Origin of the sequence: Amycolatopsis sp. BJA-103 (assembly GCF_002849735.1) — a bacterium.
Classification (GTDB): Bacteria; Actinomycetota; Actinomycetes; order Mycobacteriales; family Pseudonocardiaceae; genus Amycolatopsis.
Window position 1 is genome coordinate 2946003 of record NZ_CP017780.1, and the last position, 23634, is coordinate 2969636.

The following is a 23634-nucleotide window of genomic DNA, read 5'->3' on the forward strand; positions in this document are numbered from 1 at the left end:
ATTGTTGCACATTATGCTCCGACTCATGACCAAACCTCTGATGATCCTGATCGCCGGCCCGTACCGCTCCGGCACCGGCGACGACCCCGAACTGCTCGCCCGCAATCTCGCCCGGCTCGAACAGGCCGCCTGGCCGATCTTCCGCAGCGGGCACGTGCCGATGATCGGCGAGTGGGTCGCGCTCCCGGTGCTGCGCGGCGCGGGCGGGACGACCGTGGCCGACCCGGTCGCCAAGGAGGTCATGTACCCCACGGCCGACCGGCTGCTGCACCACTGCGACGCCGTCCTGCGCCTGCCGGGGGAGTCCACCGGCGCCGACCAGGACGTCGCGATCGCACTGTCCCGCGGCCTGGCGGTGTACCACCGCATCGAGGACATCCCCGGGTACCGCGCCTAGAGCTCCGCCAGCACCGCCTGGATCGCCGGGCTCGCCTCGGCGCTGCGGCGCCACGCCGCGTGCACCTCACGCGTCGGCGGGCGCCGCAGCGAGCGGGTGACCAGCCCTTCGGCCAGCGGCGGACGCGCCAGTCGCGGGATCAGCGCCAGAACCTCACCCGAGGCGGCCAGCGACAGCTGCGTGGAGAAATCGTCCACCAGATGCCGCACGTCGGGCTCCTCGGGCAGACCGGCGAACAGGCGACGGAACCACTGATGACAGACCGTGCCGGGCGGGCTGGTCACCCACGCGTACCCGGCCAAGTCCGCACCTTCGAGAGGCTGCTCGGCTCGCGCCAGCGGATGGGTCTCGGCCATCACGACGTCGCCGAGATCGGTATGCACCAGGCGCCGGGACAGCGCGGGCGACAGCGGAACGGGCAAACCGTCGGCGTCATGAAGGAGCGCGAGGTCGGCGGTTCCGGCGTCGACGCTGTGCAAGGCCTGGCCGGGGTCCTGCTCGCTGATGTGCAGGCGCAGATCGGGGTAGTTCGTCAGCAGTCGCGGATGGACGGGCGCGAGCAGCCCGCGGATGGCGGTCGAGAACGCGGCCACTCGCAGGACACCGCGGGGCGCGCCCTCCGCGACCGACTGGGCGGCCTCGGCACAACGTTCGAGCGCCTGGAACACCTCCAGCGAAGAGTCGACGACGGCCTGCCCCGCCGGCGTGAGTACGACTCCGCGACCCGCCGGAGCGAGTACGGGCGTCCCGATCTGCCGCTCCAGCCGTTTGAGCTGCTGCGACACCGCGGAGGCCGTGAACCCCAGCTCGTCCGCTGCCCGCGCGAGCGTCCCGAGTGCGGCCACCGACCGCAACGCCCGTAAAGCCCCGACCTCGATCATGAAGCAAGGCTACGCAATATCGACCAAAAAGCATCGCTGGACCGCAGGTATCGGCGCCGACAGGATCGAGCACATGACCGAATCGCTCTTCGGCTCCAACCTCGTCGCCATGGTCACCCCGATGGAACCCGGCGGCGCACTCAACGAACCCGGCCTCGCCCGCCTGGTCGACCATCTCCTGACCACCGGATGCGACGGCATCGTCGTCGGCGGAACCACCGGCGAGTCACCCACCCTCACCGACACCGAAGCCGCCCTGCTCGTCCGCACCGTGGCGACGCGAACCGGAAACCGGGCCCGCGTGATCGCCGGCGTCGGCACCTACGACACCACCGCCTGCATCCGGCGGGCCCACGAAGCTCAAGCGGCCGGGGCGGACGCGCTCCTGCTCGTCTGCCCTTATTACTCCAAGCCGACACAAGCCGGGATCGTGGCGCACTGCCTGGCGGTGGCCGACGCCACTGATCTGCCCGTGATGCTCTACGACGTCCCCGCCCGTACCGGAACGGCCATGGAAGCGGCCACTCTGCTCGAACTCGCCCGCCACCCCAGGATCCGGGCCGTGAAGGACGCCAAGGGAGACCTGTTCGAAGCGATGTCGGTCATGGCGGGCTCCCCGCTGGCCTACTACTGCGGTATCGACGAACTCAACCTGCCCTACCTCGCCGCCGGTGCCACCGGTCTGGTCAGCGTCGTCGGCAACGCCTTCGCCGACAGCAACGCCCAGCTCATCAGCGCGGTACGCAGGGGAGACCTCGACACCGCGCGGGTACTCAACGCGGCACTGCACCCCTTGACCGAGGCGATCATGCGCACCTCACAGGGGGCGATCATGGCGAAGGCGGCGCTGGCCGAACTCGGCATCATCCCGCACGCGACGGTCCGGTTGCCGCTGCTCGAATCGCCGCCCGACCACCTGCGGCGGCTGACCGAAGCTCTGGCGCCTCTGGTCGCCGGGCTGGTCCCGGCCTGACTCGCTTCCCCGAGACATGGCGAAGCCCCCGCGGAGGGAGGTCGCGGGGGCTTCGCTGTGTTCGTGGTGGGGCTAGCTACTTGGCCGTTGCGTCAGGCGGACCGGGTGGTCCTGCGTCCCTTCAGCTCGGCGAGACGTTCGTTGAGCAGATCTTCGAGCTCCGGAATCGAGCGGCGCTCCAGGAGCATGTCCCAGTGCGTCCTCGGGGGCTTGACCTTCTTCTGCTCCGGCTGTCCGCCGTCCACGATCTCGGACTCGCTGCCGTGCAGCCTGCACTCCCACACCGAGGGGATCTCGGCGTCGTCGGAGAAGGGCACCTCGAACTCGTGGTTCTTGGGGCAGGCGTAGCGCACGGTGCGCCGAGGAGCGAGATCGTGGTTGCGGTCGGTCTCGTAGCTGACCGCTCCCAGCCGGCTTCCACGGAGAACACGGTCGGCCATGATGGGGGTCCTTTCAGTCAGCTCCGGGTGGAGCCAGGGTGATGCTCACCCTATGCAACGACGGGGAGGGCCAGAGGATTCCCTGGACACCATGTCCTTGCTCACGATGAGCTGTGTCACCCGGTGGCAACAGCTTCTCCTAGTAGGAGTGGTTTCGCGCTCTGGCGTGACGTCAATACGGCCATCTTGGTGCGGATATCCCCCAGATGGGCTAGTAGTACGCCTGTCATGTCAACCGTAACTGACCGTGTTGGGCCGAGGTAGGCCCCAGGTCGCCCAGTCGAAAGTGCCGACGGCACAATACCTGATAACGGACAGTGTTCAATTCACCCTCAGAACGTGATGTCAATGAAGTTTCAACTAGCGGTTGCTCGGTATCCGCCACCACAACGGTGTCCCCGGCTCTCAGCACCTCACCGTCGGACACCCTCGCGTTGAACCGTCCCGTCTGCCCGCACCAGCACAACACCTCGACCTGAACCGGCTGCAGCTCGTCCGCCAATTCGAACAACCGCGCCGCACCCGGGAACAACATGCTCCGGAAGTCTGTCGCGATACCGAAGCAGTACACGTCGATTTGGACGTCATCGGCCAGTTCAGCCAGCTGATCCACCTGAACAGGTGACAAAAACTGAGCTTCGTCGACGATCAAGTAGTCCACGTGCCGTCCCGCCGCCCACTGCTCACGCACCAGCAACCGCAGATCGGTCTCGTTCCCGACCTCGGTCGCCTTGCGCGTCAGCCCGATCCGGCTGGTGATCTGCGGCTCACCGGAGCGATCGTGCCGCACCAGCACCATCCCGCGACGACCCTGCCGCGCGTGGTTGTGGTCGATCTGCAACGCCAGCGTCGACTTCCCGCAGTCCATCGGCCCGTAACAGAACTTCAACTTCCCGACGACCGGCACACCCTGCCGTGAACCCGCCACCGGCACCGACGACAACGCGTCCGTGGGGTCCGGGCCACTTTCCTTCAGTACGGTCACGACGCCCGACCCTATCGGCACGCTCCCGGCTCACAGCACCGCCGGTGGTCGGTTACCCGCAGCCTCGATCGCCCGCCGCACCGGGACCAGCCACACGAACACGAAACCGAGCACGAAGAAGATCACCAGCGCGATGATCGCGTACCGGAACGAACCGGTGATCTGCCCGACCGCGGCGAACAACAGGGGACCGAGCCACGACGTCCCCCGCTCACCGACCACGTAGAGCGAGAAGTACTGCGCGTCCTTCCCCTCGGGGATCATCTGCCCGAACAACGATCGCGACAGCGCGTTCGTTCCGCCGAGCACCAGCCCGATCCCGACCGCCACCGCGTAGAACTGCAACGGCTGCCCAGCCTGGATGAAGAACGCGAAGCACAACACGACCGTCCAGGCCACCAGGCTGCCCAAGATCGTCTTCTTCGCCCCGATCCGGGCCGCGATCGCACCGTGGATCATCGCCCCCGCGTACGCGAGGAACTGGATCACCAGGATCGTCACGATCAGCACCGTGGTGCTGTACTTCAACTCGTCCTTGCCGTACTGCGCCGACACCGCCACCACCGTCGTGATCCCGTCGGTGAAGACCAGATAGCTCCCGAGGAACGCCAGCGTCAGGGGATAGGCCCTCGCGTCCTTGATCGTCCGCTTCAGCTCCTTGAACCCCGCCGTCAGCACCGACAGGCCACGCTCGGCCGACTTCGGCACATGAGTCTGGGGGAGTGCCCGCACCGCCGGAAGCGTGAACACCGCCCACCAGATCCCCGACGTCAGGAAACAGATCCGGATCGCGAGATGCTCGCTCACCCCGAACGCCTCATGCCCCATGAAGAACCCAAGCTGCAACGCCAGCGCCAGGCCGCCACCGAGATACCCGAACGCCCACCCCCTCGACGACACCGAGTCCCGCTCGTCCGGCTCCGCGATGTCCACCAGGAACGAGTAGTAGACGACCAGCGCACCGCCGTACCCGATGTTGGCGAGGATGAACGTCCAGACGCCGACCTGCCAGTTCGTCCCCGCGATGAAGAACATCAGCGCCGACGCCACCGCGCCCAGGAACGCGAACCCGCCGAGGATCCGCCGCTTGTGCCTGCTCCGGTCCGCGATCGCGCCGGCGATCGGCAACACCAGCACCTGCGTCACCGTCGCGATGGACAGCAGATACCCCCACAGCGACCCCGCCGGGAAATGCAGCCCGAACAACGACACGTCACAGCTTTGAAGAGTGCTCGAAGCACCACTCGAATCGGTGCACGGCCTGTCCCCGTTAAGGGTGAAATTCGCCTTGGCATCCGAGGACGCGATATCGCTCAAATAGAGCGCTCCGAACACCGTGATGACCGACGAATAGAACGGCGAATTGGCCCAGTCGTAGAGGTACCAAGCCCGCCATACCCGCTTGCGTTCACGGGTCACGGCCACCGTCATGTACTGCTCCTGAAGTCGAGAACGTCGAGGTCAGCGGGAGACTACTGGTGATCGCGGCCCCCTGTCCGGCACGAGTCCGGACCGTGTTCGTTTCGACGCGAGACGAACCCTTCCCGGCCACCTTCCCGACCATCGTCGGCGTGTCGCTGCCACGGTCGACGTGTGTTTCGTGTGAGGCTGGTGGTTGTGTTGTGACTCTTGTGAAGCAAGTGTCCGGTATTTACTGTTCCGCTCATGAGGACCCATCGCCTTCGCACAGCACACCGCGTAGTGGCGAGAACGCTCCTGCTCGCCCTCGCCGTGACGGGCCTGCAGATCGCCACCACCGGATCCGCCGCCGCGGATCCCCACGGCTCCCACTGGGCCAAGCTCCGCATGTGTGAATCGAGCGGGCGCTACAACATCAACACCGGCAACGGCTACTACGGCGCCTACCAGTTCGACCTGCCCACCTGGCGCAGCGTCGGCGGCCAGGGACGACCCGACCAGGCCAGCCCCCGCGAACAGGACTACCGGGCCCTCTACCTCTACCGCATGCGCGGCTGGCAACCCTGGGAATGCGCCGGCAAACTCGGCTTCCGCAACGACGGCGACGGCCGCAGCAAACGCGTCCCGTCCTACGACGACTCCGCCTACATCGGCGGGGGAGGACAACCCGCCCCGCCGCCCCCGCCCAAGCCGAAGCCCACTCCGCCCGCACCACCCGGCGGCCCCAAACCGGCCTGGCCCGGCGTCGTCTACGCCTACGGCGACTGCGCTGCACCGCTCAAGCTGTTCCAACTGCGGATGAACGCCTACGGCTACGGCTTCACCGGAACCGGCTGCTACTACGAGAAGACCCGCGAAGCCGTCCTCGCCCTCCAGCGAGCCAACGGCATCAACGACTCAGGCCGCCTCGGACCCAAGACCTGGGACGCGGCCTGGAGCGGCAAACCACCGCGGTAACCCCTCCGCCCAACGCTATGAAAGGCCCGTTACTTGCAAATTTTGCAAGTAACGGGCCTTTCATAGCGCGCGAGGGGAGCGGCAGGCGAGTCACGAAGGCCAAGCGCCCCGCTCCTGAAGCACCTCACGCAGCAGATCCGGCCGGTCCGTCACGATCCCGTGCACCCCCAGATCCAGCAGCGACCGCATCTCCGCCGGGTCGTCCACCGTCCATGTGTGCACCTCGAAACCCGCCCGCGCCGCCAGCCGCAGGAACGACCGGTCCACCACCTTCAACCGCCCCTGCCGCACCGGCACCTGCGCCATCGCACCCCGCGACAACGCCCGCAGCGAGATCAGCGGCAGAAACCCGTTCGCCCACATCACCGCCACCGAACGCGGTCCCATCGCCGTCACCAGCTTCGGCCCCGCCAGCTTCCGGATCCGGGCCAGCCGCGCGTCGGAGAACGACGCCGCCGCGACCCGGTCGTGCGCCCCGGTCCGCTCGATCGTCCGCACGAAAGGCGCGACGGCCTCGTTCGACTTCACATCGATGTTGAACCGCGCCTCCGGCAACTCCTCGAGGACCTCCTCCAGCCGCGACAACGGCACCCGGCCCCCGATCTTGACGTTCCGCAGCTGCGCCCACGTCTGCCGGGAGATCAACCCCGCACCATCGGTCGTCCGGTCCAACGACGCGTCGTGATGCACGACCACCACGCCATCCGACGTCGCGTGCACGTCCGTCTCGAGATAGCGATAACCCTCCGTCACCGCCTGCCGGAAGGCGGGGAGCGAGTTCTCCAGCCCTTCCAGGTCACCGAGATGCCAGCCTCGATGGGCGAAGGCACGCGGGAGCGGATCGGCGAGGTACGGAAACAGTGTCGACACCCCACTAGTGTGCACTTCGGTCGTGGCCCCGGCATGAGCGTCCGATGGCCAGCTAGGGTCTGACCCGTGAGGGAAGTGGCCGAGCACCCGAAGACGTCCGCCGAAGAGGTGTCCGAGTTACGTCGCGCGGGGGCACCCAAACACTGCGGATGGTGCGGCAGGCGACTCGAACAGGGCGGCAACGTCGGCAGGCGCCGCCGTTACTGTGGGCAATCCTGCCGCCAGCGGGCCTACGAACGCCGGACCGCCCTCCAGCGCAGCGGCCTCCCCGAGGACGCCGTCGTCCTCTCCGACACCGAGATCGCCGCCCTGCAGGACAGGCTCTTCCAACTCCGCTGCGCCGCCGAAGACATCGTCACCGCGGCCGACGACGGAGCGTCCTTGGCCGAACTTCGCGGCCTCGCCGACGAAATCGCCCAGGCGGCCAAGGACCTCGAACAGCTCCGCTGACCTACAAGATCCCGTCCAGCGCCCGATACGTCCGGTTGCTCGCCGCCGCCGCCCGCTGCTCCCGCCCTGTCGCCTCGATGTAGTTCTGACTGGTCGCCAAGCTCGCGTGCCCCAGCAGCGCCATGATCTCCGACGCCGTCGCACCGTCCTCGGCCAGCCGCGTCGCGAACGTGTGCCGCAACGCGTGGAGGTTCGCCCCGACCGGCACGCGGTCGTGCAGCCCCGCCCACCGGTAGCAGGATTTGACCAGGTACTCCAGCGCGCCGCGGCCGATCGGCTCGCCCGCACGATCCCGGAGGAGGGGAGTGGAGGGCCCGAACCGCTGCTGCGCGAAGCGACGGCGGCAGGAGGCCAGGTACTCCTCGATGATCTTCTCCATGATCGGCTGGACCGGGATCGACCGGTCGCGGCTTCCCTTGCCGTGAACGTGCAGCCGCATCTCACCCTGACGGCCGACCAGCGACCGCGTGGTCAGGGCTCGCATCTCCGCGGCACGCAGTCCGGCGACCAGGCCGAGCGCGATCACCAGGACGTCCCGCTCCGGCCACGGATCCCGCGTCCGGCGGGAACCATCGGCGGCGGCCGCGAGCAACTGCTCCGGGGTTTCCTCGCCCCGCAACGGTTTCGGCGTCAACGGCGGCGCCTTCGGCCGGGCGACCGCGCCCATCGGGTTGCCCGCGAGCAGGCCGTCGGACACACAGAAGGTGAGGAACTGGTTCCAGGTCGACCACGCGCGCAGGACCGAGCTCTTGGCGTGCGTGTCCGCGAAGGCACCGAAGGCGTTCCGGAGTGCCTGGGCGGTGAGCATCTCGACGGTGAGGTCGTCAGGGGAGCGGTTGGACTCGCGGAGCAGCAGCTCGGTGATGCCGGCGAGGTCGCGGCGGTAGGCGTCGGTGGTGTGAGGAGAATCCTTACGGGGACGACGTGCGGCGAAAAAGGCTTGCTGTGCCTCGGAGACCCTCATGAGAACCTTGTACCGCATGGCACCGACAGTCTTACACTGGGTTATATTCCGTTTCATGCATAATAGTGATTATGCATGAAACGGAGTGACGGGTCCGGAAATCCCTCGCGGGGGATCCTGGTCCGCTCGTTGGCCCTCAGGGTGTCATGAAAGAGTCTCTCCTGACGTTTTTCATCCCGAATGACCCTTTCATGACGCTTGGGTCGCCTGGGAGACCGCAGGCCTGAGGTGAGCAGGCTGGTCAGGCGAGTTAGCCAGACGAGCTGCCGCTGAACACCTCCGTTGATCATCAACGGCCGAGACGCCTGGATTGATTCGTCACAGTGACGTAATGAGCTTGGGTGATCGGTCATCCGTTTTGGGTTGCCGGGGGTGTCCTGACCGCTTCAGGAGACCAAGGGGTGGTCGGGTTCAGGGAGGGCTGAAGGGGCCCATGCCCGCATGTCACGCGACGAAGGGAGCTTTCCCCGCGTGACATGCGACGAAAGGCCCCTTCAGCTCACGCCAGAGACCCCTCTCGGGCCTTGTTATCCAGGTCGTCCAAAGTGCCGATAATGTACATTATGTCAAGTAAGGTTGATAAGGTGGCCCCATCCGGCCCCCTGACTCACTCGGCCTGATCGAGCCCGCGTTGGCCACGCAGACGTGTGGTTCGATGCCCTGGTGATCCCGACCGAAGCGGACCTCGCGGACGCGTTGACCACGGCCGCTCGTGCCGCTGTCTCGGATCTGTTCCGCGGCAACCCTGGCCACACCTTCTACTACGTCACGCTGACCACGCCCGGCGAGGCGTTCGGTCCTGCGCTGTCGGCGTGGTCACGCGAGGCGCTGGCACAGCGATCGGATGCTGACGACGTCCGCTACTCCTACGCCGATTCGCCGTTTTCGATCCAGGGTGAGCAGTATCTGAAGCCCGTCCGCGAACTGTTCGCCGCCAGGCCGGCGGTGTTCGACATCGCCGATGACGACGCGTCCGACGCGGAGTTCGCTCTTCGGCTGCGTGCGATGGAGACAGCGCTGCTCAGGCTGGCTGATGAAGGGCTGTTCGGTGTCGGCGAGGCTCGGGCGGACGTGCTGGCCCTGGTCGAGGTCGTTCCTGGCGACGAGGAAAATGTCGACCGAGCTAGTCGGCTCAACCCGCCCGGGTCGGCGCTGGATGCTTGGCTGGCCTACTGGACCTCGTAGAGACCGCTGCTCCCCTGCCGGTCAGGAGCGTTCTGTGATGGCCTCGCGCTATGGTCATCCGCGGAAACGAACCTGGGGGTTAGACGAAATGTCCGAGAACACCACTGTGCGCGTCGATCCGTCCAACGAGCGGATGCTGCAGGCTTGGGACGGCAACGACGGCGCACTCTGGGCGAAGCGTGCACAACGCTTCAACGACGGCGTCGCCGCGTACCGCGACATCTTCTTCTCTGCGGCCGGCATCCAGTCGACCGACAACGTCCTCGATGTCGGCTGCGGCGCCGGTCAGACGACACGGGACGCCGCAGGCCAAGCCAGCGCCGGTTCCGCGCTCGGCGTGGACCTCTCCAGCGAGATGCTGAGTGTCGCCCGTCGGCTCGCCGAACAGGAACGCGTTCCTAACGTCTCGTTCGAACAGGCGGACGCTCAGGTCCATCCGTTCCCCGAAGGCGGCTTCGATGTGGTGGTCAGCAGGCACGGGTCGATGTTCTTCGGTACTCCCCTGGCCGCGTTCGCCAACCTGGCCCGTGCGACGCGTCCTGGCGGCCGTCTGGTCCTGTTGACGTGGCAACCGTTGCGGCTCAACGAGTGGATCACCACTTTCCGGACGATCTTCGCCGCGGGCCGTGAGGTGCCGACCTCGAATCTCGCGCTCAGCGATCCGCTCGAAACCGAAGCGCTGCTGAGCTCCGCCGGCTACACCGACGTCCGGTCGACCGCGGTGGACAAGCCGATGTACTTCGGCCAGGACGTCGATGACGCGGCGGAGTTCATCGTCGAGCAGCACGGCGGACGGCTGAGCGATCTGGACGAGAACACGCGCACCAAGGCCGTCGAGACCTTGCGCGCCGATCTCGCCGGGCACCAGACCGACCGAGGCGTCTTCTATCGCTCGGCGGCCTGGCTCATCGAAGCCCGGCGTCCTTGAGCTACTGCTTGCGGACGATCAGGTAGGCCTGCGGGGTGCTCTCGAATTCTTCGGACGGCTCCCGGACGAGCCGGGAAAGCACGCTGAACCCCGCCTCCCCCAGTTGTTCGGCGATCTTCTCCGGCGCCAGCCGGTACGCGTCGCAGGAGATGTCGTGCCCGTAGGCGTGCTCGATGTGGCGCACTTCGTCGCCGACTTGGAACGCCACCAGCAGATGTCCGCCTGGGGCAAGGATCCGGTGGAAGTCGGCGAAGATCTCCGGCAGCCGCTCCCTTGGTGTGTGGATGATCGAGTACCACGCGACGACGCCCGCCAGCGTTCCGTCCTCAATGGACAAACCGGGCATCTCCCCGATCTCGAAGTCCAGGTGCGGGTACCACTTCCGGGCGACGGCGATCATCTCCGGCGAGAGGTCGACGCCGCGGATGTCGAGCCCCAGGCCGTGGAGATAGTTGGTGATGCGGCCGGGACCGCAGCCGATTTCGGCGACGCGGCCGCCGCCGGCGGCTTGGACGAGTTCCGCGTAGGCGCCGAGCATGGCTCGATCCCAGGTGGAGCCGGCGAGGTGGTCGCGGAGGAGTTCGGCGTAGTCGGCCGCGACCGTGTCGTAGGCGGTTCGGGTCACTTGGAGGTAGTCGGTCACGGCGGGGACCCTATCCCCCGGCACCGACAACAATCGTCGCGTACAGCTCGTCGTCGGTGATCACTTCGGGCGTCAATCCGTTGTGTGCCATGGCTTTCGCGGTGCTCGCGGCCTGGCTCTCCCCTGTTTCGATCAGGAGGTGCCCGCCCGGCGCGAGCCATTGTGAGGCTTCCGCGGCGACGCGCCGGTGGACGTCGACGCCGTCCTGCCCGCCGTCGAGGGCGATGCGGGGTTCGTGGTCGCGGGCTTCGGGCGGCATCATCGCGATGGCGTCGGTCGGGACGTAGGGGGCGTTGACGACGAGGAGGTCGACGTGGCCTCGCAGCGACGCGGGTAGGGGCGTGTAGAGGTCGCCCTCGAACACCTCTCCCCCGGCGTCGGCGACGTTGGCGCGGGCGCAGCGGACGGCGGCGGGTTCGATGTCGGCCGCGTAGAGCCGGATTTCGCCGAGTTCGGCGGCGATGGCGGCGCCGAGCGCGCCGGTGCCGCAGCAGAGGTCGAGGACGACCGCTCCGGGCCGGGCGAGGGTAAGGGCGTGGCGGACGAGGAGTTCGGATCGTTGGCGTGGCACGAAGACGCCGGGTTCGACGACGATGCGGAGTCCGTGGAATTCCGCCCAGCCGAGGATGACTTCGAGGGGTTCGCCCGCGACGCGGCGTTCGATCATGGTGTCGAGGTCCGCGGGTGTGCGGGCTTCGGTGGCGAGGAGCCGGGCTTCGTCTTCGGCGAAGACGCACCCGGCTGCCCGCAGCCGGTCGATGATCGTCACTTGTCCCGCAGCCTGGTGAGGATTCCGTCGAGGGCCTGGCGGACGGTGTCGGGGACGCCGTTGGTGCGCAGGTCGGTGAGGAAGTGTTCGTTGAGTCCGCCGGGGGTCATGTGCTTGCCGACGAGGGTTTCGAGGGAGCCGTTCTGCTGGAGCAGGGATTGGCCGAGTTGGCCGAAGATGTGGCTGGTGAAGGTGGTCGCGGTGGTGTCTTCGATGCCTTGGTCGGCCATCCAGGCGGCGATGGTGCCGAGGTAGTCGAGGTGGGCGGCGAAGGTGGCCGTGGCGGCGCTGAAGATTTCGAGGTCTTTTTCCGCGTCGGGGACGATGCTGCCGCCGATGCTGTCGAAGAGGGCTCGTGCTTCGGCGTTGTCGGGGTACATGGCGGTGAGGCTTTGGCGGCGGGATGCCGGGGGCAGCGGGATGCTCCGGACGACTTCGCCTGCCGGTGCGGCCCACTCGCGCAACTGCTCGAGGCGGACGCCGGCGAGGGCGCTGATCAGGACGTGGCCGGGCCGGAGGGTCAGGTCGCGGAGGACTTCCTCGGCGATCGGCGTGCGGACGGCGAGGATGATCGTCGTGGCGCTGTCGGCGACGGCTTGGTTGTTGTCGCAGACCGTGACGTTGGCGAAGCGTGCCGAGAGTTCTTGTCCGACGCTGCGGCTGCGCGGTGAGAGGAAGATCGAGGGCGGCTCGGCGATGTCCTTGCTGAGGCCTTCGACGATGGCGGCGGTGATCTCGCCCGCGCCGATGAATCCGTAGTCCATGGTCACTCCTGCTCAGGCGCCGGTGTCGCCGTCGATGCGTTCGCGGATGAGGTCGGCGTGGCCGTTGTGGCGGGCGTATTCGCCGATCATGTGGACGTAGAGCATGCGGAGCGAGAAGGGGTCGCCGCCGAGGTCGAAGGTGTCGTCGAGGGATCCGTCGGCGGCGGCTTCGTCGGCCAGGCGGATTTCTTCGAGGAGGGTGTTGTAGGCCTCTTCGGCTTTGGTGGCGTCGAGGACTTCGAAGTCGTGGTCCTTGCCGAGGGCGAGGTCGTAGAGGGGTTCGATGTCCTGTGCGGTGTAGCGCAGGCGGAACCAGATGCGTTCGACCTTGGCCAGGTGGCGGATGAGGCCGAGGAGGGTGAGGTTCGAGGGCGGGACCGACGCCTGGGCGAGCTGTTCTCCGGTGAGGCCGGCGCATTTGCCGAGGAAGGTGCTGCGATGCCACGCCAGCAGGGAGGGCAGGAGGATGCGTTCGTCGGCGGCGGTGTCGCCGGACGGACGGGTCACCTCGGGGGCGGTCCATGTCATAGCGGCGATCATGCCATCGGGTGACAAGGGGTTTGTGGTGAGCCGCACGACGGGGGCGTGAGCGGGGTCACGTGAGGCGGGCTGAATCCTTTCGCCGGGGTGGCGGCTCTTGTAGGGGCCGGGACGAGCTCGGCGCGGGAGGAGGGGTTGTCGTGGGGGCTGAGTGGCCGAGGGAGTCTTTGATCGTGGCCGCGCAGGGCGGGGACGAGTCCGCCGTCGCCGCTCTGGTCTCGGGTTCCCATCCGCATGTGCAGCGGTTCGCGCGTTCGCTGTGCGCTTCGCCGGAGGACGCGGAGGATTCCGCGCAGGAGGCGCTGATCGTCCTGTACCGGAAGATCGGCACTTTGCGTGCTTCCGGGGCGCTGGCGTCGTGGATGTTCCGGATCGTGCGGAACGAGTGTCTTCGCCGGGCTCGGCGGGCGTGGCGTGGTGACGAGCTGATGGGTGCCGATGCGGTGGTCTCGGCGGAGGAGGACGCTCTGCAGCGGTTGGAGGCGCGGCGGGTGGCCGCGGCGATCGCGGAGTTGCCCGCCGATCAGCGTCGCGTCTTGATCATGCGTGACGTCCAGGGGTATTCGGGCCGGGCGGTCGCCGACGCGCTCGGGTTGAGCACTTCCGCGATGAAGTCCCGGCTGCATCGGGCGCGGGCGACGGTCCGTGCGCTGTTGCAGGTTCGCTGATCCCTTTCTCCCCTTCTTGCTCTATCTCTTGAGGAGTCTTCATGCTCGAAATCGGATCCATGGCCCCTGATCTCGCCTTGGAGGACACCGCCGGGACGGTTGTCCGGCTGTCGGATTTCCGCGGTTCGGACGACGTGCTGCTCTACTTCATGCGCTCGACCACGTGCCCGGTGTGCATCGGCCATGTGAAGGACCTCGCGAAGCTCGCCGATGTGCGTGTCCTGGTCGCGGTTCCGGAAGGGCGAGCCGAGGCGGCGGCTTGGCGGGCGAAGCGTGGGCTGTCGCTCCAGGTGGTGACCGGCCGGAGCGGTACGCCGCACGAGGCCGTCGGGTTGGTAAAGAAGGTGTTCGGTGCCCTGCAGCAGTCCGGGAGCGTGCTGATCGGGCGGGACGGGGTGGTCCGCCATGCCCATGGGGCGACCTTGCCCACGGCTGCTTACGACAAGAAGGGCATCGCCAGGGCGATCGAGGAGCTGGTTCGCACACGTTGACTGAAGGTGTGAATCAGTGCTTCACTTCTTGCGTGCCGTATCGCCGTACACCGAAGGTCCAGGAGCGCCTGGACGCCCAGCGCGACGCCGTCCTCGCCGCTGCCATGGAGCAGTTGGCCGAGCGCGGGTACGCGGGTTGTTCGGTGTCGGCGGTCGCGGAGCGGGCCGGGGTGGCGGTCGGGAGCGTGTACCGCCACTACCCCACCAAGGCCGCGCTGGTCGTGGAGCTGTTCCGGAAGGTCGTCACGCGTGAGGTCGAGGCGGTGCGCGCGGTGTCGGAGCGGCCCGGCACGCCGGCGGAGCGGGTCGTGGCGGTCTTCGACACCTTCGCGAGCCGGGCGCTGAAGACGCCGCGGATGGCGTACGCGCTGCTGGCCGAGCCCGTCGACGCGCCGATCGAGGCCGAGCGCCTGGTGTTCCGGCGCGCGTTCCGCGATGTCGTGGCCCAGCACGTGGCCGACGGTGTCCGGTCGGGGGTCTTCCCCGCTCAGGACGCCGAGGTCACCGCGGCGGCGCTCGTGGGGGCGGCGGCCGAGGTGCTGATCGGCCCGTTGACCACCGGCAGTGCGGACGAGGTGTCCGGGCTGCGCACCTTTGTCCTGCGTTCTTTGGGAGGTTCCGATGCCGGTCACTCATGAGGTCACCAACCAGGTGCCGCCGCTGGCGGAGTACGACGCCGCCGCCGATCCGGCTCTGCTGGAGGGGCTGGAGCGGGCGGACGCGGGCTGGGCGGTGGCGGAGGTGCACGCCCTCGGCAGGCTGGCCGGGAGCGAGCAGGCCCAGGAGTGGGGCAGGCTGGTCAACGAGAACGAGCCGGTGCTGCGGACGCACGACCGGGTCGGGAACCGGATCGACGAGGTCGAGTTCCACCCGTACTGGCACGAGTTGATGGATGTCGCGGTGTCCCACGGGCTGCACGCGACGCCGTGGCGGGATTCCCGGCCGGGTGCGCACGCGGCGCGGGCGGCGAAGATGTACGTCTGGGGTCAGGTCGACGCGGGGCATACGTGCCCGATTTCGATGACGTACGCGGCGGTTCCGGCGCTGCGGTTCAATCCCGAGCTTTCCGAGCGGTACGAGCCGCTGCTGGCGTCGACGGAGTACGACTTCGGGCTGCGTGAGCCGAGCACGAAGCGCGGGCTGATCGCCGGGATGTCGATGACGGAGAAGCAGGGCGGTTCCGACGTCCGGGCGAACACGACGACGGCGCGGCCGCTCGCTGACGGCAGCTATGTGATCGTCGGGCACAAGTGGTTCACCTCGGCGCCGATGTCGGACATGTTCCTGACGCTGGCCCAGGCGCCGGGCGGGCTCTCGTGCTTCCTTCTCCCCCGCGTCCTGCCGGACGGCTCGCGCAACGGGATCCGGGTGCAGCGGCTGAAGGACAAGCTGGGCAACCGGTCCAACGCGTCGTCGGAGATCGAGTACGACGACGCGATCGGATGGCTGGTCGGCGAGGAGGGCCGTGGGGTGCGCACCATCATCGAGATGGTGAACAACACCAGGCTGGACTGCGCGGTCGGGAGCGCGTCGGGGATGCGGTACGGCGCGGTGCGGGCGGTGCACCACGCGCGGCATCGTCGTGCGTTCGGGGCGAACCTGCTGGATCAGCCGTTGATGGGCAACGTGCTGGCGGACCTCGTCGTGGAGTCCGAGGCGGCGACGACGGTCGGGATGCGGCTGGCGGCGGCCACCGACCGGCCGGGTGACGAGCAGGAGCAGGCGTTCCGGCGGCTGGGGCTGGCGGTGACGAAGTACTGGGTGTGCAAGCGCGGTCCTTCGCATGCGGTGGAGGCGCTGGAGTGTCTGGGCGGCAACGGGTACGTCGAGGAGTCGGGGATGCCGCGGCTCTATCGCGAGGCTCCGCTGATGTCGATCTGGGAGGGGTCGGGCAACGTCGCGGCGCTGGACGCGTTGCGGGCGATGGCGAAGCAGCCGGAGTCGGTGGCGGCGTACTTCACGGAGGTCGAGCAGGCGGCCGGTGCCGACGTGCGGCTGGACGACGCGGTGGGCAGGCTGCGCAAGGAGCTGTCCGATCTGTCGGACATCGAGTACCGGGCGCGGCGGCTGGTCGAGTCGATGGCGCTGGTGTTGCAGGGCTCGTTGCTGGTGCGGCACGGGGCGCCGGCGGTGGCCGACGCGTTCTGCGCGTCGCGGTTGAGCGGCGATTGGGGTGTCGCGTTCGGGACGCTGCCGTCCGGTGTGGACACCCGGGCGATCATCGCCCGTGCCGAGGTCTGAGTCGACGCTCAGTACTCGCCTGACCACGTGGTGCCGATTACCCCGGCCGGACCGGCTCCGAGCACTGCAAACAGCCGCAGGATTGCGGAATTCGGGTGCATCCAGGGCCGCGTGTGTCGGCTACGTTCGTCGGTCATGGTCGATCGCCGAAGATGCCTGGCCCTGGTTCCCCTCGCGCTGTTCGCCGCCGGTTGCGGGTCGGCCGAGCCGACGCCGATTTTCGCCGCGGCGAGTCCGAGGCCTTCGACCGAGAGTGTGCCGATGATGGAGGCGGCGGCCCCGTCCGGTGCGCCGTTCGTCGCGGCGGACGGACGGGACTTGAAGGCCTGCGGTGACGGGGAGTGCGAGGTGCTGGTGCGGACCGGCGATCAGATCCCCAACGACGGCGGAGCCGGGCCGCTCTCGGTGACGATCCAGGCCGGGAAGGCGGGGCTCGCGCCCGCTTCCGGTGGGATGGGCGAGGCGGTGTCCGGTCCGCCGGGGATGGTCCATCAGATCAACCGGCAGGTGATCGTCGTCGTCGCGGTGCGGGACGGTGACGGGATCATCCGGCTCAGCAAGAAGTAGCGGATCAGTTCAGACCGGCCATGAACTCGCTGAGCAGCCGGTTCGCCGTGCTCGAGGTGTACAGGCGCTCGAAGTCGGCGCGTGCCACCCGATGGCGGAACTCCCCTCGGTAGGTCGCGTCTCCGGCGTCGTGGACGGTGTCGGTGAACCATGTCGCGAAGGCCTGGTAGTTCCACACGTCACGCAGGCGGGTGTCGGAGTAGGCGTCGAGCAGGCTCGGATCGTCGTTCTTGTAGTGGCGGACCAGTGCCTCAGCGAAGACGTCGGCGTCGTGGAGGGCGAGGTTCATGCCCTTGGCGCTCATCGGCGGGACGATGTGCGCGGCGTCGCCGAGCAAGTGGAGCCTGCCGTGGCTCATCGGGCTGATCATCTCGCCGCGCAGCGGCACGAGTTGTTTCTCGACGATCGCGCCCTTCTCGGTGAGCGGTTCGCCGAAGCGGGCTTCGAGTTCACTCCAGATGCGCTCGTCCGGCCAATCCTCGGTGGTGTCGTCGAGCGGGCACTGAAGGTAGAACCGGCTCGCTCGCGGTCCGCGCCCGAACTGGGCGGCGAATCCGCGCCGGTGGATCGCCATCAGTGTCTGCTGGTGAGCTGTTACCTCGGCGAGGATGACCAGCCAGGCGTAGCCGTATTCGTGGGTGTGGCGGGTGATGCGGTCTTCGGGGATGGCGGTCCGGGTCGCGCCGTGGTTGCCGTCGCATCCGGCGATGAAGTCGCCTTCGACGATCGATCCGTCGCCGAGCCGGACGCGAGGACGTTCGTGGTCCTCGATGGTCACGTCGGTGTCGAACCGCAGGTCGCCGCCGTCCTGTTCGAACACGGTGATGAGGTTCCGGACGAGGACCTGCTGGGGGCAGAACCGGCCTTCCCGGTGTTCTTCGACGGAGAGCGGCAAGGGCCGGGGACGGCCGTCGATGCGGAAGCCGAGGTTCGGCTCGGCGTGAGCTCCGGCGCTGACGCGGTCTTCGAGGCCTCGTTTCCGGAAGGCACGGGCCGCTCTGGTGTCGATGACCCCGGCGCGCTGGCGGTGTTCGACGTATTCGCGGCTGCGTCGTTCGAAGACGACACAGCCGATTCCCTCGCGGAGCAGGAAGTTGCCGAGCGCGAGGCCGGACACGCCTGCGCCGATGATCAGGACGGGCTTGGTTTCCTTTGCTGTGGACATGCTTCGAGTTTCGCCGAGGTCGAGGCGTCCTACTACCGGTATCCTGACGGTCCATGCTGGAATTCCGCCGAGGCTTGCAGCCGGGTGACACCGGCCGGGGATCGCTGACCCACGGGCAGCTGGTCGGCCCGCATACCCATGTCCGGGGCCAGTTGCTCTACCCGTCCACGGGCGCGCTCGCGACCACCACCGCGCGGGGGACCTGGGTCGCTCCGGCGAACCGGATCACCTGGACACCGCCCGGATTCGAGCATTCCCATCGGGCGTACGGCGAGACCGAGGTCAGGCGCATCGACCTGCCCGTCCGGCTGGGCCGTTTCCTGCCCGCTCTGCCTTCGGTCTTCGCGGTGACGCCGCTGTTGCGTGAGGTGCTCCTGGCGCTCAGCGATGGCCGTCCTCGGGGTCCGGGGCCTCGGCATCGGCTCCGTGGGCTGATCATCGACGAACTCACCGGCGCTCCGCAGCAGGAGCTGTACCTGCCCGAGCCCGCCGACGACAGGCTGCGCTCGGTGACCTCGCTGCTGCACGCCGACCCGGCGAGTTCCGCGACGTTGCGTGAACTCGGGCGGGCCACTGGCGCCAGCGAGCGCGTGCTCAGCCGGCTGTTCCACGAAGAGCTCGGCGTGAGCTTCCGGCAATGGCGCAGCATGCTCCGCGTCCAGCACGCCCTCGTCCTCCTCGGGGACGGGCACGCGGTGACGACCGTCTCGGCTCGGCTGGGCTGGGCGAACCCCACGAGCTTCATCGAGGCTTTCGTCGCCGTGGTCGGGGAAACCCCGGGGCGCTACCAGATCGGACTACGGCGAAGGTAGTTCTGTACCTACTAGTATGTACGGTATGCATGCGATGCAGTACGAGATCACCCTCCCCGCCGACTACGACATGGGCATCATCCGCGAGCGCGTCGCCACTCGCGGGCATCTGCTCGACGACTTCGGCGGCCTGGGGCTGAAGGTGTACGGGATCCGCGAGCGTGGCGTCGATGGCTCGACGCTGAACCAGTACTCGCCCTTCTACCTGTGGCACGACGAAGCCGGGATGAACGCCTTCCTGTTCGGCGGCCCGTTCAGCGGCATCGTCGAATCGTTCGGGCGTCCCGAGGTGCAGCACTGGACCGTGCTCGGGTTCGAGGAGGGACCGGCGTTCGGCACTCCCCCCGCGGCGGCGGGGAAGCACGTCGTGCCCATCCCCGCCGAGACCGACCCTGTCGCCTTCCTGGGCGAGGCTCTCGACGGGCTTCGTGAACACCTGCGACAGGACGGCGCGCATTCGGGGGCGCTGGCCGTCGATCCGCGGACCTGGCAGGTGGTGCGCTACAGCCTGTGGCGTGACGAGGCGCCTGAGTCGGACGAGGTCCGGTACCGGATCCTCCACCTGTCCTCGCCGCAGCTGGACGAGCTGCGGCGAGGACGGCAGTGGGATCAGCCGAGCAGTGCGGCGAACAGCGCGCCGGGGTCGGTTTCGGGCGGCCCGGCGGGCCACTGATCCCGGTACGGGTACCAGAGTCCGTCCTTGCCCAGCCGCACCTGCACCCCTGTCCCGTGGACGGTGCACTGGTTGCGTTCGACGTCCAGGCCCTCGCCGGGATCGTCGACCACTTCGGTGAAGGCGGCCCGTGCGCGGCCCATCGCCTGCGACGACGGTGTCCACGCGGTCTCCAGGACGTCGAGACCGGCCCGGCCGCCGTGCCGCCAGGCGAGCACCGCGCGGTCGAACTCCTCACCGTTCTCGGCCGGGCGCAGCCGATCGGCGGTCTCCGGACGGGTCGCGGCGAGACGGACGGCGTCCTGTTTGCGGGTGAGCTTCGGCTGCGACGTCAGGAGCGCGCCCGCCGCCTGGCTCGCGTTGGCGGCCAGCAGGGCGAAGGTCTCCGCGGGGATGCCGGGCGCCCCGGGCACGGTCGGTCCTCCGGCGGGCGCGAACCCGGCGAGGTCCGGCAACGGGCCGGGCTCGTCGGCGTAGGCCCGCTCCGCAGGTGTGTCGTCGTCCCCGGTGCGCACGAACCGAGGCGCGTTACGCCACTGCAGTTCGTCGAGGAGCTCCCGCTCCCCTTACCGCGCATCAGCAGCAGCACGAACGGATCCGCGTCGAGCAGCCACGAGGCCTGGAACGACAGCGCCGCGGCGTGACGGCACGGCAGTTCCCAGCCGGGACAGTCGCAGTCCGGGTCGAGGTCGCCGATCCCGGGCAGCAGATGCACCCCGGCGTCGTCGGCGGCTTCGACGAGGTCGTGTGGCATGTCCCGGTCCAGCAGCGCCGCGAGATGCCCGGCACGGGAAGCGACCCTGTCGAGGAAGCGGTCCCATTCGGTGTCGGTCAGTTCCGCGAGGCGGACCTCGGTGCGGTACTGGCCTTCCTGGTCGTCGACCACGGCGCCGATCCGTCCGGGGCTGACGGTGATCGGGCCGACCCGGCCCTCGGCGGCGTACTTGCGGCCTTGTTTGAGCTGCCGCAGGTCCAGCGCGGTGTCCTCCATCGCGTTGATCCACGCGCGGCCCCACCACGAGCGGGCGAACTGGCCGTGTCCGCCCTGCGCCCCGAAGGCGGGGAAGCCGCGGACGCGATCGTCGGGCGTACTCATCGGCGACTCCTCAACTCGACCAGATCGGCCAGCTCCGCGTCGGTCAGTTCGGTCAGGGCGGCCTCGCCACCGGCGAGCACCGCGTCGGCGAGCGCGCGTTTCTCCCGCAGCATCGCCGCGATCCGGTCCTCGACCGTGCCCTCGGCGATGAGCCGGTGCACCTGCACCGGCCTGGTCTGCCCGATCCGGTACGCGCGGTCGGTCGCCTGGTCCTCCACGGCGGGGTTCCACCAGCGGTCGTAGTGCACGACGTGGTCGGCGTGGGTGAGGTTGAGCCCGGTCCCGGCCGCCTTGAGCGACAGCAGGAACACCGGGACCTCACCGGCCTGGAACCGGCGCACGAGTTCTTCGCGTTTGGGCACCGGGGTACCGCCGTGCAGCAGCTGGGTGGCGATGCCGCGCTGCGCGAGATGACGTTCCAGCAGCCGTGCCATGGCGACGTACTGCGTGAACACCAGGACCGCGCCGTCCTCGGCGAGGATCGTGCCCAGGAGCTCGTCGAGCAGTTCGAGCTTGCCCGACCGGCCGTCCAGCACCGCGTCCGACGGTTCCTTGAGGTACTGCGCGGGGTGGTTGCAGATCTGCTTGAGCCCGGTGAGGAGCTTGACGATCCGGCCACGCCGCGCGATGCCCTCGCTGCCGGCGATCTCGGCCATCAGTTCGCGCACCGTCGCCTCGTACAGGGCGGCCTGTTCGGCGGTGAGCGTCACCGGCCGGTCGGTTTCGGTCTTGGCCGGCAGTTCCGGCGCGATCCCCGGATCGGATTTGCGGCGGCGCAACAGGAAGGGGCGCACCAGCCGGGAAAGCCGTTCCGCGGCCTCGGGGTCCTTTCCGGACTCGACCGGTTTCGCCCACACGCGGCGGAAGTCGGCCATCGTGCCCAGCAGCCCGGGGGTGGTCCAGTCGAGGATCGCCCACAGCTCGGAGAGATTGTTCTCCACCGGGGTGCCCGTCAACGCCACCCGCGCCGACGACGTCAGCGTTCGCAACGCCTTCGCCGTGCCGGAGCGGTGATTCTTGACGTGCTGGGCCTCGTCGGCGACCAGGAGTCCCCAATGGACGCCTCCCAGCGGTCCCGGGTCGACCCGCAGGGTGCCGTAGGTGGTGAGCACGAATCCGTCGCCGAGCCCGTCGAGCGAGCGCTCGGTGCCGTGGAACCGCCGCACCGGGACACCGGGTGCGAACCGGGTGATCTCCCGTTCCCAGTTCCCCAGCAGCGACGCCGGGCAGACGACCAGCGTCGGGCCTTGCGCGCGGTGCAGGTGGAGCGAGATCAGCGTGATCGTCTTGCCCAGACCCATGTCGTCGGCCAGGCAGCCCCCGAGCCCGATCGACGTCATGGCGGTGAGCCACTGCAGCCCGCGCAACTGGTAGTCGCGCAGGGTCGCGGCCAATCCCCGAGGCGGGGACTGCGGTTCCGGTGGCGCGAGCAGCCGTTCCCGCAAGGCGGCGAGCCACCCGTCGGTGAGGACGTCGACGCGTTCGCCGTCGACCTCGGCCGTCCCGCTCAAGGCGGCGCCGAGCGCGTCGATGGGAGTCAGCGGTTTCAGGGCGCGATCGCGGGCCTTGGCCGCCAGTGCCGGATCGACGAGGACCCACTGGTCGCGCAACCGCACGACGGGCCGGTGGGCCTCGGCCAGTGCGTCCATCTCGGCCGCGGTGAGCGGTGCGCCGCCGAGGGCCAGCTGCCAGTCGAACTGCAGCAGGGTGCCGCCTGCGAAGAACGACGGGAGGTCGTCCGGCGGTGCGTCACCACCGCCGACGACGGCTTTCGCGCTCAGGTCACGGGCGAGATCGGCCGGCCAGTGCACGTCGATGCCCGCCGTGGCCAGCACGGGCGCGGCGGTGGTGAGCAGCTCGGTGATGTCGGTGTCGCGAAGCACGACCTCGTCGGGGACCGCAGCGCCCAGCAAAGGTTCCAACGGTGGCCACAGCTGCGCCGCGCGGCGCAGGGCCAGCATCACGTCGATGCGGGCCCTCGGACCGAAACGGTCGTCGCCGGACCAGAGCGCGGCGGCGTCGATCAGGACGCCCGGATCGGCGAGGCTGTGCACCTGGACGACCCCGGTGAAGCGGCCGCTGGTGAAATCGTCGCCGGGTGCCTCGATCCGCACCGAGACCCGGACCCCGGAGTCCAGCCCGGCCGCGACCTCGGCCGCCCAGTCCCGCAGCTGCGGGACGCGATGCGAGGGCGGGGCGGCGAAGGCTTTGACGCCCGCCGCCTGCGCGGCCGCGGGCGTGCGGGGAAGGGTGTCGGCCACGGCGTCGAGGAACGCGCGCAACAGCGGATACCGGGCGGGCAGCAGGTTCCCGTCGCCCGGTATCGCCCGTGCCCGCGCCGGCATCGCCTCGGACAGTTCACGCAGCCAGGCGGCATCGGCGGGTTCCAGAGGACCTGCGCGCCAGGCGTCCACATCGGACTCCGTGACCCCGGGCAGCAGCCTGCCCGCCTCGGCGAGCTTCAACGCCGCTGTGGCGGCCGTACTCCAGAAGCGCGCCGAGGAATCTTCACTCGTGCGCAGCCGCAGGAGGGCGGGGAGCGCTTCGGCCATCGGGAGCCGGACGCAAGGGACCGTGGCGACCTCAGGGAGGGCGACAGTCACCTCCCCGGTTCCCGGCGTGTCCCCCTCGGCGTTCCAGAAGACGAATCCGCTGGTCCGGGCCGGAATCTTCGGTTCGAACGCGACACTGTCGAAACCGTCGTGAGACGTCACTCAACCCCAATCTCTGTACGGTGTACAGTTCAGAATAGCACA

Annotated in this window: 27 protein-coding genes; 13 read left to right on the top strand and 14 right to left on the bottom strand. The window is 68.6% G+C overall.

Annotated elements, in window-relative coordinates; translation table 11 throughout:
- The first annotated feature begins 25 nt into the window (after window positions 1–25).
- Window positions 26–397: a DUF4406 domain-containing protein gene (locus BKN51_RS12645; protein WP_233223228.1), complete on the top strand. Its 372-nt coding sequence runs from the start codon at window positions 26–28 to the stop codon at window positions 395–397.
- Here the strand turns inward: BKN51_RS12645 and BKN51_RS12650 are convergent.
- On the bottom strand, window positions 394–1278 hold the full coding sequence (locus BKN51_RS12650) for a LysR family transcriptional regulator (protein WP_101607832.1): 885 nt from the start codon (window positions 1276–1278) through the stop codon (window positions 394–396). The two genes, BKN51_RS12645 and BKN51_RS12650, sit on opposite strands and share 4 nt — an antisense overlap.
- Before the next feature lie 73 nt (window positions 1279–1351).
- Between BKN51_RS12650 and dapA the strand changes: the two genes are divergently transcribed.
- Window positions 1352–2251 (top strand): 4-hydroxy-tetrahydrodipicolinate synthase, encoded by a 900-nt coding sequence (gene dapA, locus BKN51_RS12655; protein ID WP_101607833.1) that lies wholly within the window; start codon window positions 1352–1354, stop codon window positions 2249–2251.
- Between the two features lie 92 nt (window positions 2252–2343).
- Here dapA and BKN51_RS12660 read toward each other — a convergent pair whose 3' ends face one another.
- From BKN51_RS12660 to BKN51_RS12670, 3 genes are all read right to left on the bottom strand, one after another.
- A complete protein-coding gene (locus BKN51_RS12660; protein WP_005151365.1) occupies window positions 2344–2691 on the bottom strand; it encodes an RNA polymerase-binding protein RbpA in 348 nt (115 codons plus the stop codon).
- Window positions 2692–2917: 226 nt separating this feature from the next.
- Window positions 2918–3676 (bottom strand): thymidine kinase, encoded by a 759-nt coding sequence (locus tag BKN51_RS12665; protein WP_101613193.1) that lies wholly within the window; start codon window positions 3674–3676, stop codon window positions 2918–2920.
- A 30-nt stretch (window positions 3677–3706) separates the two neighbouring features.
- Window positions 3707–5107: an MFS transporter gene (locus BKN51_RS12670; RefSeq protein ID WP_101607834.1), complete on the bottom strand. Its 1401-nt coding sequence runs from the start codon at window positions 5105–5107 to the stop codon at window positions 3707–3709.
- 270 nt (window positions 5108–5377) lie between these two features.
- Here BKN51_RS12670 and BKN51_RS12675 point away from each other — a divergent pair, with 270 nt between their 5' ends.
- Window positions 5378–6052, top strand: coding sequence for a transglycosylase family protein (locus tag BKN51_RS12675; protein ID WP_168214322.1), 675 nt, complete (start codon window positions 5378–5380; stop codon window positions 6050–6052).
- Between the two features lie 90 nt (window positions 6053–6142).
- Here the strand turns inward: BKN51_RS12675 and BKN51_RS12680 are convergent, their stop codons facing one another.
- Window positions 6143–6922: a glycerophosphodiester phosphodiesterase family protein gene (locus BKN51_RS12680; protein ID WP_101607836.1), complete on the bottom strand. Its 780-nt coding sequence runs from the start codon at window positions 6920–6922 to the stop codon at window positions 6143–6145.
- A gap of 66 nt (window positions 6923–6988) precedes the next feature.
- Here BKN51_RS12680 and BKN51_RS12685 point away from each other — a divergent pair, with 66 nt between their 5' ends.
- A complete protein-coding gene (locus tag BKN51_RS12685; RefSeq protein ID WP_101607837.1) occupies window positions 6989–7372 on the top strand; it encodes a hypothetical protein in 384 nt (127 codons plus the stop codon).
- 1 nt (window position 7373) lies between these two features.
- Here BKN51_RS12685 and BKN51_RS12690 read toward each other — a convergent pair whose 3' ends face one another.
- The gene (locus BKN51_RS12690) at window positions 7374–8354 is read right to left on the bottom strand and encodes a tyrosine-type recombinase/integrase (RefSeq protein WP_101607838.1); all 981 of its coding nucleotides are present in this window, start codon (window positions 8352–8354) and stop codon (window positions 7374–7376) included.
- A gap of 645 nt (window positions 8355–8999) precedes the next feature.
- On the opposite strand from BKN51_RS12690, the gene BKN51_RS12695 reads away from it, so the two are divergent.
- Complete coding sequence (locus tag BKN51_RS12695; protein WP_168214323.1) at window positions 9000–9521, top strand: DUF4303 domain-containing protein; 522 nt, start codon at window positions 9000–9002, stop codon at window positions 9519–9521.
- An 88-nt stretch (window positions 9522–9609) separates the two neighbouring features.
- Window positions 9610–10449 carry a class I SAM-dependent methyltransferase gene (locus tag BKN51_RS12700; RefSeq protein ID WP_101607840.1) on the top strand — a complete coding sequence of 280 codons (840 nt, stop codon included), beginning with the start codon at window positions 9610–9612 and terminating at the stop codon, window positions 10447–10449.
- 1 nt (window position 10450) lies between these two features.
- On the opposite strand, the gene BKN51_RS12705 is transcribed toward BKN51_RS12700, so the two are convergent.
- From BKN51_RS12705 to BKN51_RS12720, 4 genes are read right to left on the bottom strand one after another with little or no spacing between them, the layout of a single operon-like run.
- The gene (locus BKN51_RS12705) at window positions 10451–11092 is read right to left on the bottom strand and encodes a class I SAM-dependent DNA methyltransferase (protein ID WP_101607841.1); all 642 of its coding nucleotides are present in this window, start codon (window positions 11090–11092) and stop codon (window positions 10451–10453) included.
- 10 nt (window positions 11093–11102) lie between these two features.
- On the bottom strand, window positions 11103–11861 hold the full coding sequence (locus tag BKN51_RS12710) for a putative protein N(5)-glutamine methyltransferase (protein WP_101607842.1): 759 nt from the start codon (window positions 11859–11861) through the stop codon (window positions 11103–11105).
- Window positions 11858–12625, bottom strand: coding sequence for an NAD(P)-binding domain-containing protein (locus tag BKN51_RS12715; protein WP_101607843.1), 768 nt, complete (start codon window positions 12623–12625; stop codon window positions 11858–11860). The genes BKN51_RS12710 and BKN51_RS12715 overlap by 4 nt, the downstream gene beginning before the upstream one ends.
- Before the next feature lie 12 nt (window positions 12626–12637).
- Window positions 12638–13165 (bottom strand): DinB family protein, encoded by a 528-nt coding sequence (locus tag BKN51_RS12720; protein ID WP_101607844.1) that lies wholly within the window; start codon window positions 13163–13165, stop codon window positions 12638–12640.
- Between the two features lie 140 nt (window positions 13166–13305).
- On the opposite strand from BKN51_RS12720, the gene BKN51_RS12725 reads away from it, so the two are divergent.
- The 5 genes from BKN51_RS12725 to BKN51_RS12745 all read left to right on the top strand — a co-directional run bounded on the left by BKN51_RS12725 (window position 13306) and on the right by BKN51_RS12745 (window position 17132).
- Window positions 13306–13833, top strand: coding sequence for an RNA polymerase sigma factor (locus tag BKN51_RS12725; protein WP_101607845.1), 528 nt, complete (start codon window positions 13306–13308; stop codon window positions 13831–13833).
- A 41-nt stretch (window positions 13834–13874) separates the two neighbouring features.
- Window positions 13875–14324 carry a peroxiredoxin family protein gene (locus tag BKN51_RS12730; RefSeq protein WP_101607846.1) on the top strand — a complete coding sequence of 150 codons (450 nt, stop codon included), beginning with the start codon at window positions 13875–13877 and terminating at the stop codon, window positions 14322–14324.
- 32 nt (window positions 14325–14356) lie between these two features.
- A complete protein-coding gene (locus tag BKN51_RS12735) occupies window positions 14357–14962 on the top strand; it encodes a TetR/AcrR family transcriptional regulator (RefSeq protein WP_101607847.1) in 606 nt (201 codons plus the stop codon).
- Window positions 14946–16565 (top strand): acyl-CoA dehydrogenase family protein, encoded by a 1620-nt coding sequence (locus tag BKN51_RS12740; protein WP_101607848.1) that lies wholly within the window; start codon window positions 14946–14948, stop codon window positions 16563–16565. Before BKN51_RS12735 ends, BKN51_RS12740 begins: the two co-directional genes overlap by 17 nt.
- Before the next feature lie 135 nt (window positions 16566–16700).
- Window positions 16701–17132: a hypothetical protein gene (locus BKN51_RS12745; protein ID WP_101607849.1), complete on the top strand. Its 432-nt coding sequence runs from the start codon at window positions 16701–16703 to the stop codon at window positions 17130–17132.
- A 4-nt stretch (window positions 17133–17136) separates the two neighbouring features.
- Here BKN51_RS12745 and BKN51_RS12750 read toward each other — a convergent pair whose 3' ends face one another.
- Window positions 17137–18297: a 4-hydroxybenzoate 3-monooxygenase gene (locus tag BKN51_RS12750; protein ID WP_101607850.1), complete on the bottom strand. Its 1161-nt coding sequence runs from the start codon at window positions 18295–18297 to the stop codon at window positions 17137–17139.
- A 53-nt stretch (window positions 18298–18350) separates the two neighbouring features.
- Between BKN51_RS12750 and BKN51_RS12755 the strand changes: the two genes are divergently transcribed.
- Both BKN51_RS12755 and BKN51_RS12760 read left to right on the top strand, forming a co-directional pair.
- Window positions 18351–19109 carry an AraC family transcriptional regulator gene (locus tag BKN51_RS12755; protein ID WP_101607851.1) on the top strand — a complete coding sequence of 253 codons (759 nt, stop codon included), beginning with the start codon at window positions 18351–18353 and terminating at the stop codon, window positions 19107–19109.
- 25 nt (window positions 19110–19134) lie between these two features.
- Entirely contained in the window at window positions 19135–19782 is a 648-nt protein-coding gene (locus BKN51_RS12760; RefSeq protein WP_101607852.1) for a DUF4865 family protein, read from the top strand.
- Here BKN51_RS12760 and BKN51_RS44230 read toward each other — a convergent pair.
- From BKN51_RS44230 to BKN51_RS12770, 3 genes are read right to left on the bottom strand one after another with little or no spacing between them, the layout of a single operon-like run.
- Window positions 19719–20195, bottom strand: a complete 477-nt coding sequence (locus BKN51_RS44230; RefSeq protein ID WP_236781101.1) for a hypothetical protein — start codon at window positions 20193–20195, stop codon at window positions 19719–19721. The two genes, BKN51_RS12760 and BKN51_RS44230, sit on opposite strands and share 64 nt — an antisense overlap.
- Window positions 20114–20878: an SWIM zinc finger family protein gene (locus BKN51_RS12765; RefSeq protein WP_236781102.1), complete on the bottom strand. Its 765-nt coding sequence runs from the start codon at window positions 20876–20878 to the stop codon at window positions 20114–20116. The genes BKN51_RS44230 and BKN51_RS12765 overlap by 82 nt, the downstream gene beginning before the upstream one ends.
- Window positions 20875–23592 carry a DEAD/DEAH box helicase gene (locus BKN51_RS12770; RefSeq protein WP_101607853.1) on the bottom strand — a complete coding sequence of 906 codons (2718 nt, stop codon included), beginning with the start codon at window positions 23590–23592 and terminating at the stop codon, window positions 20875–20877. The genes BKN51_RS12765 and BKN51_RS12770 overlap by 4 nt, the downstream gene beginning before the upstream one ends.
- Window positions 23593–23634: the final 42 nt, after the last annotated feature.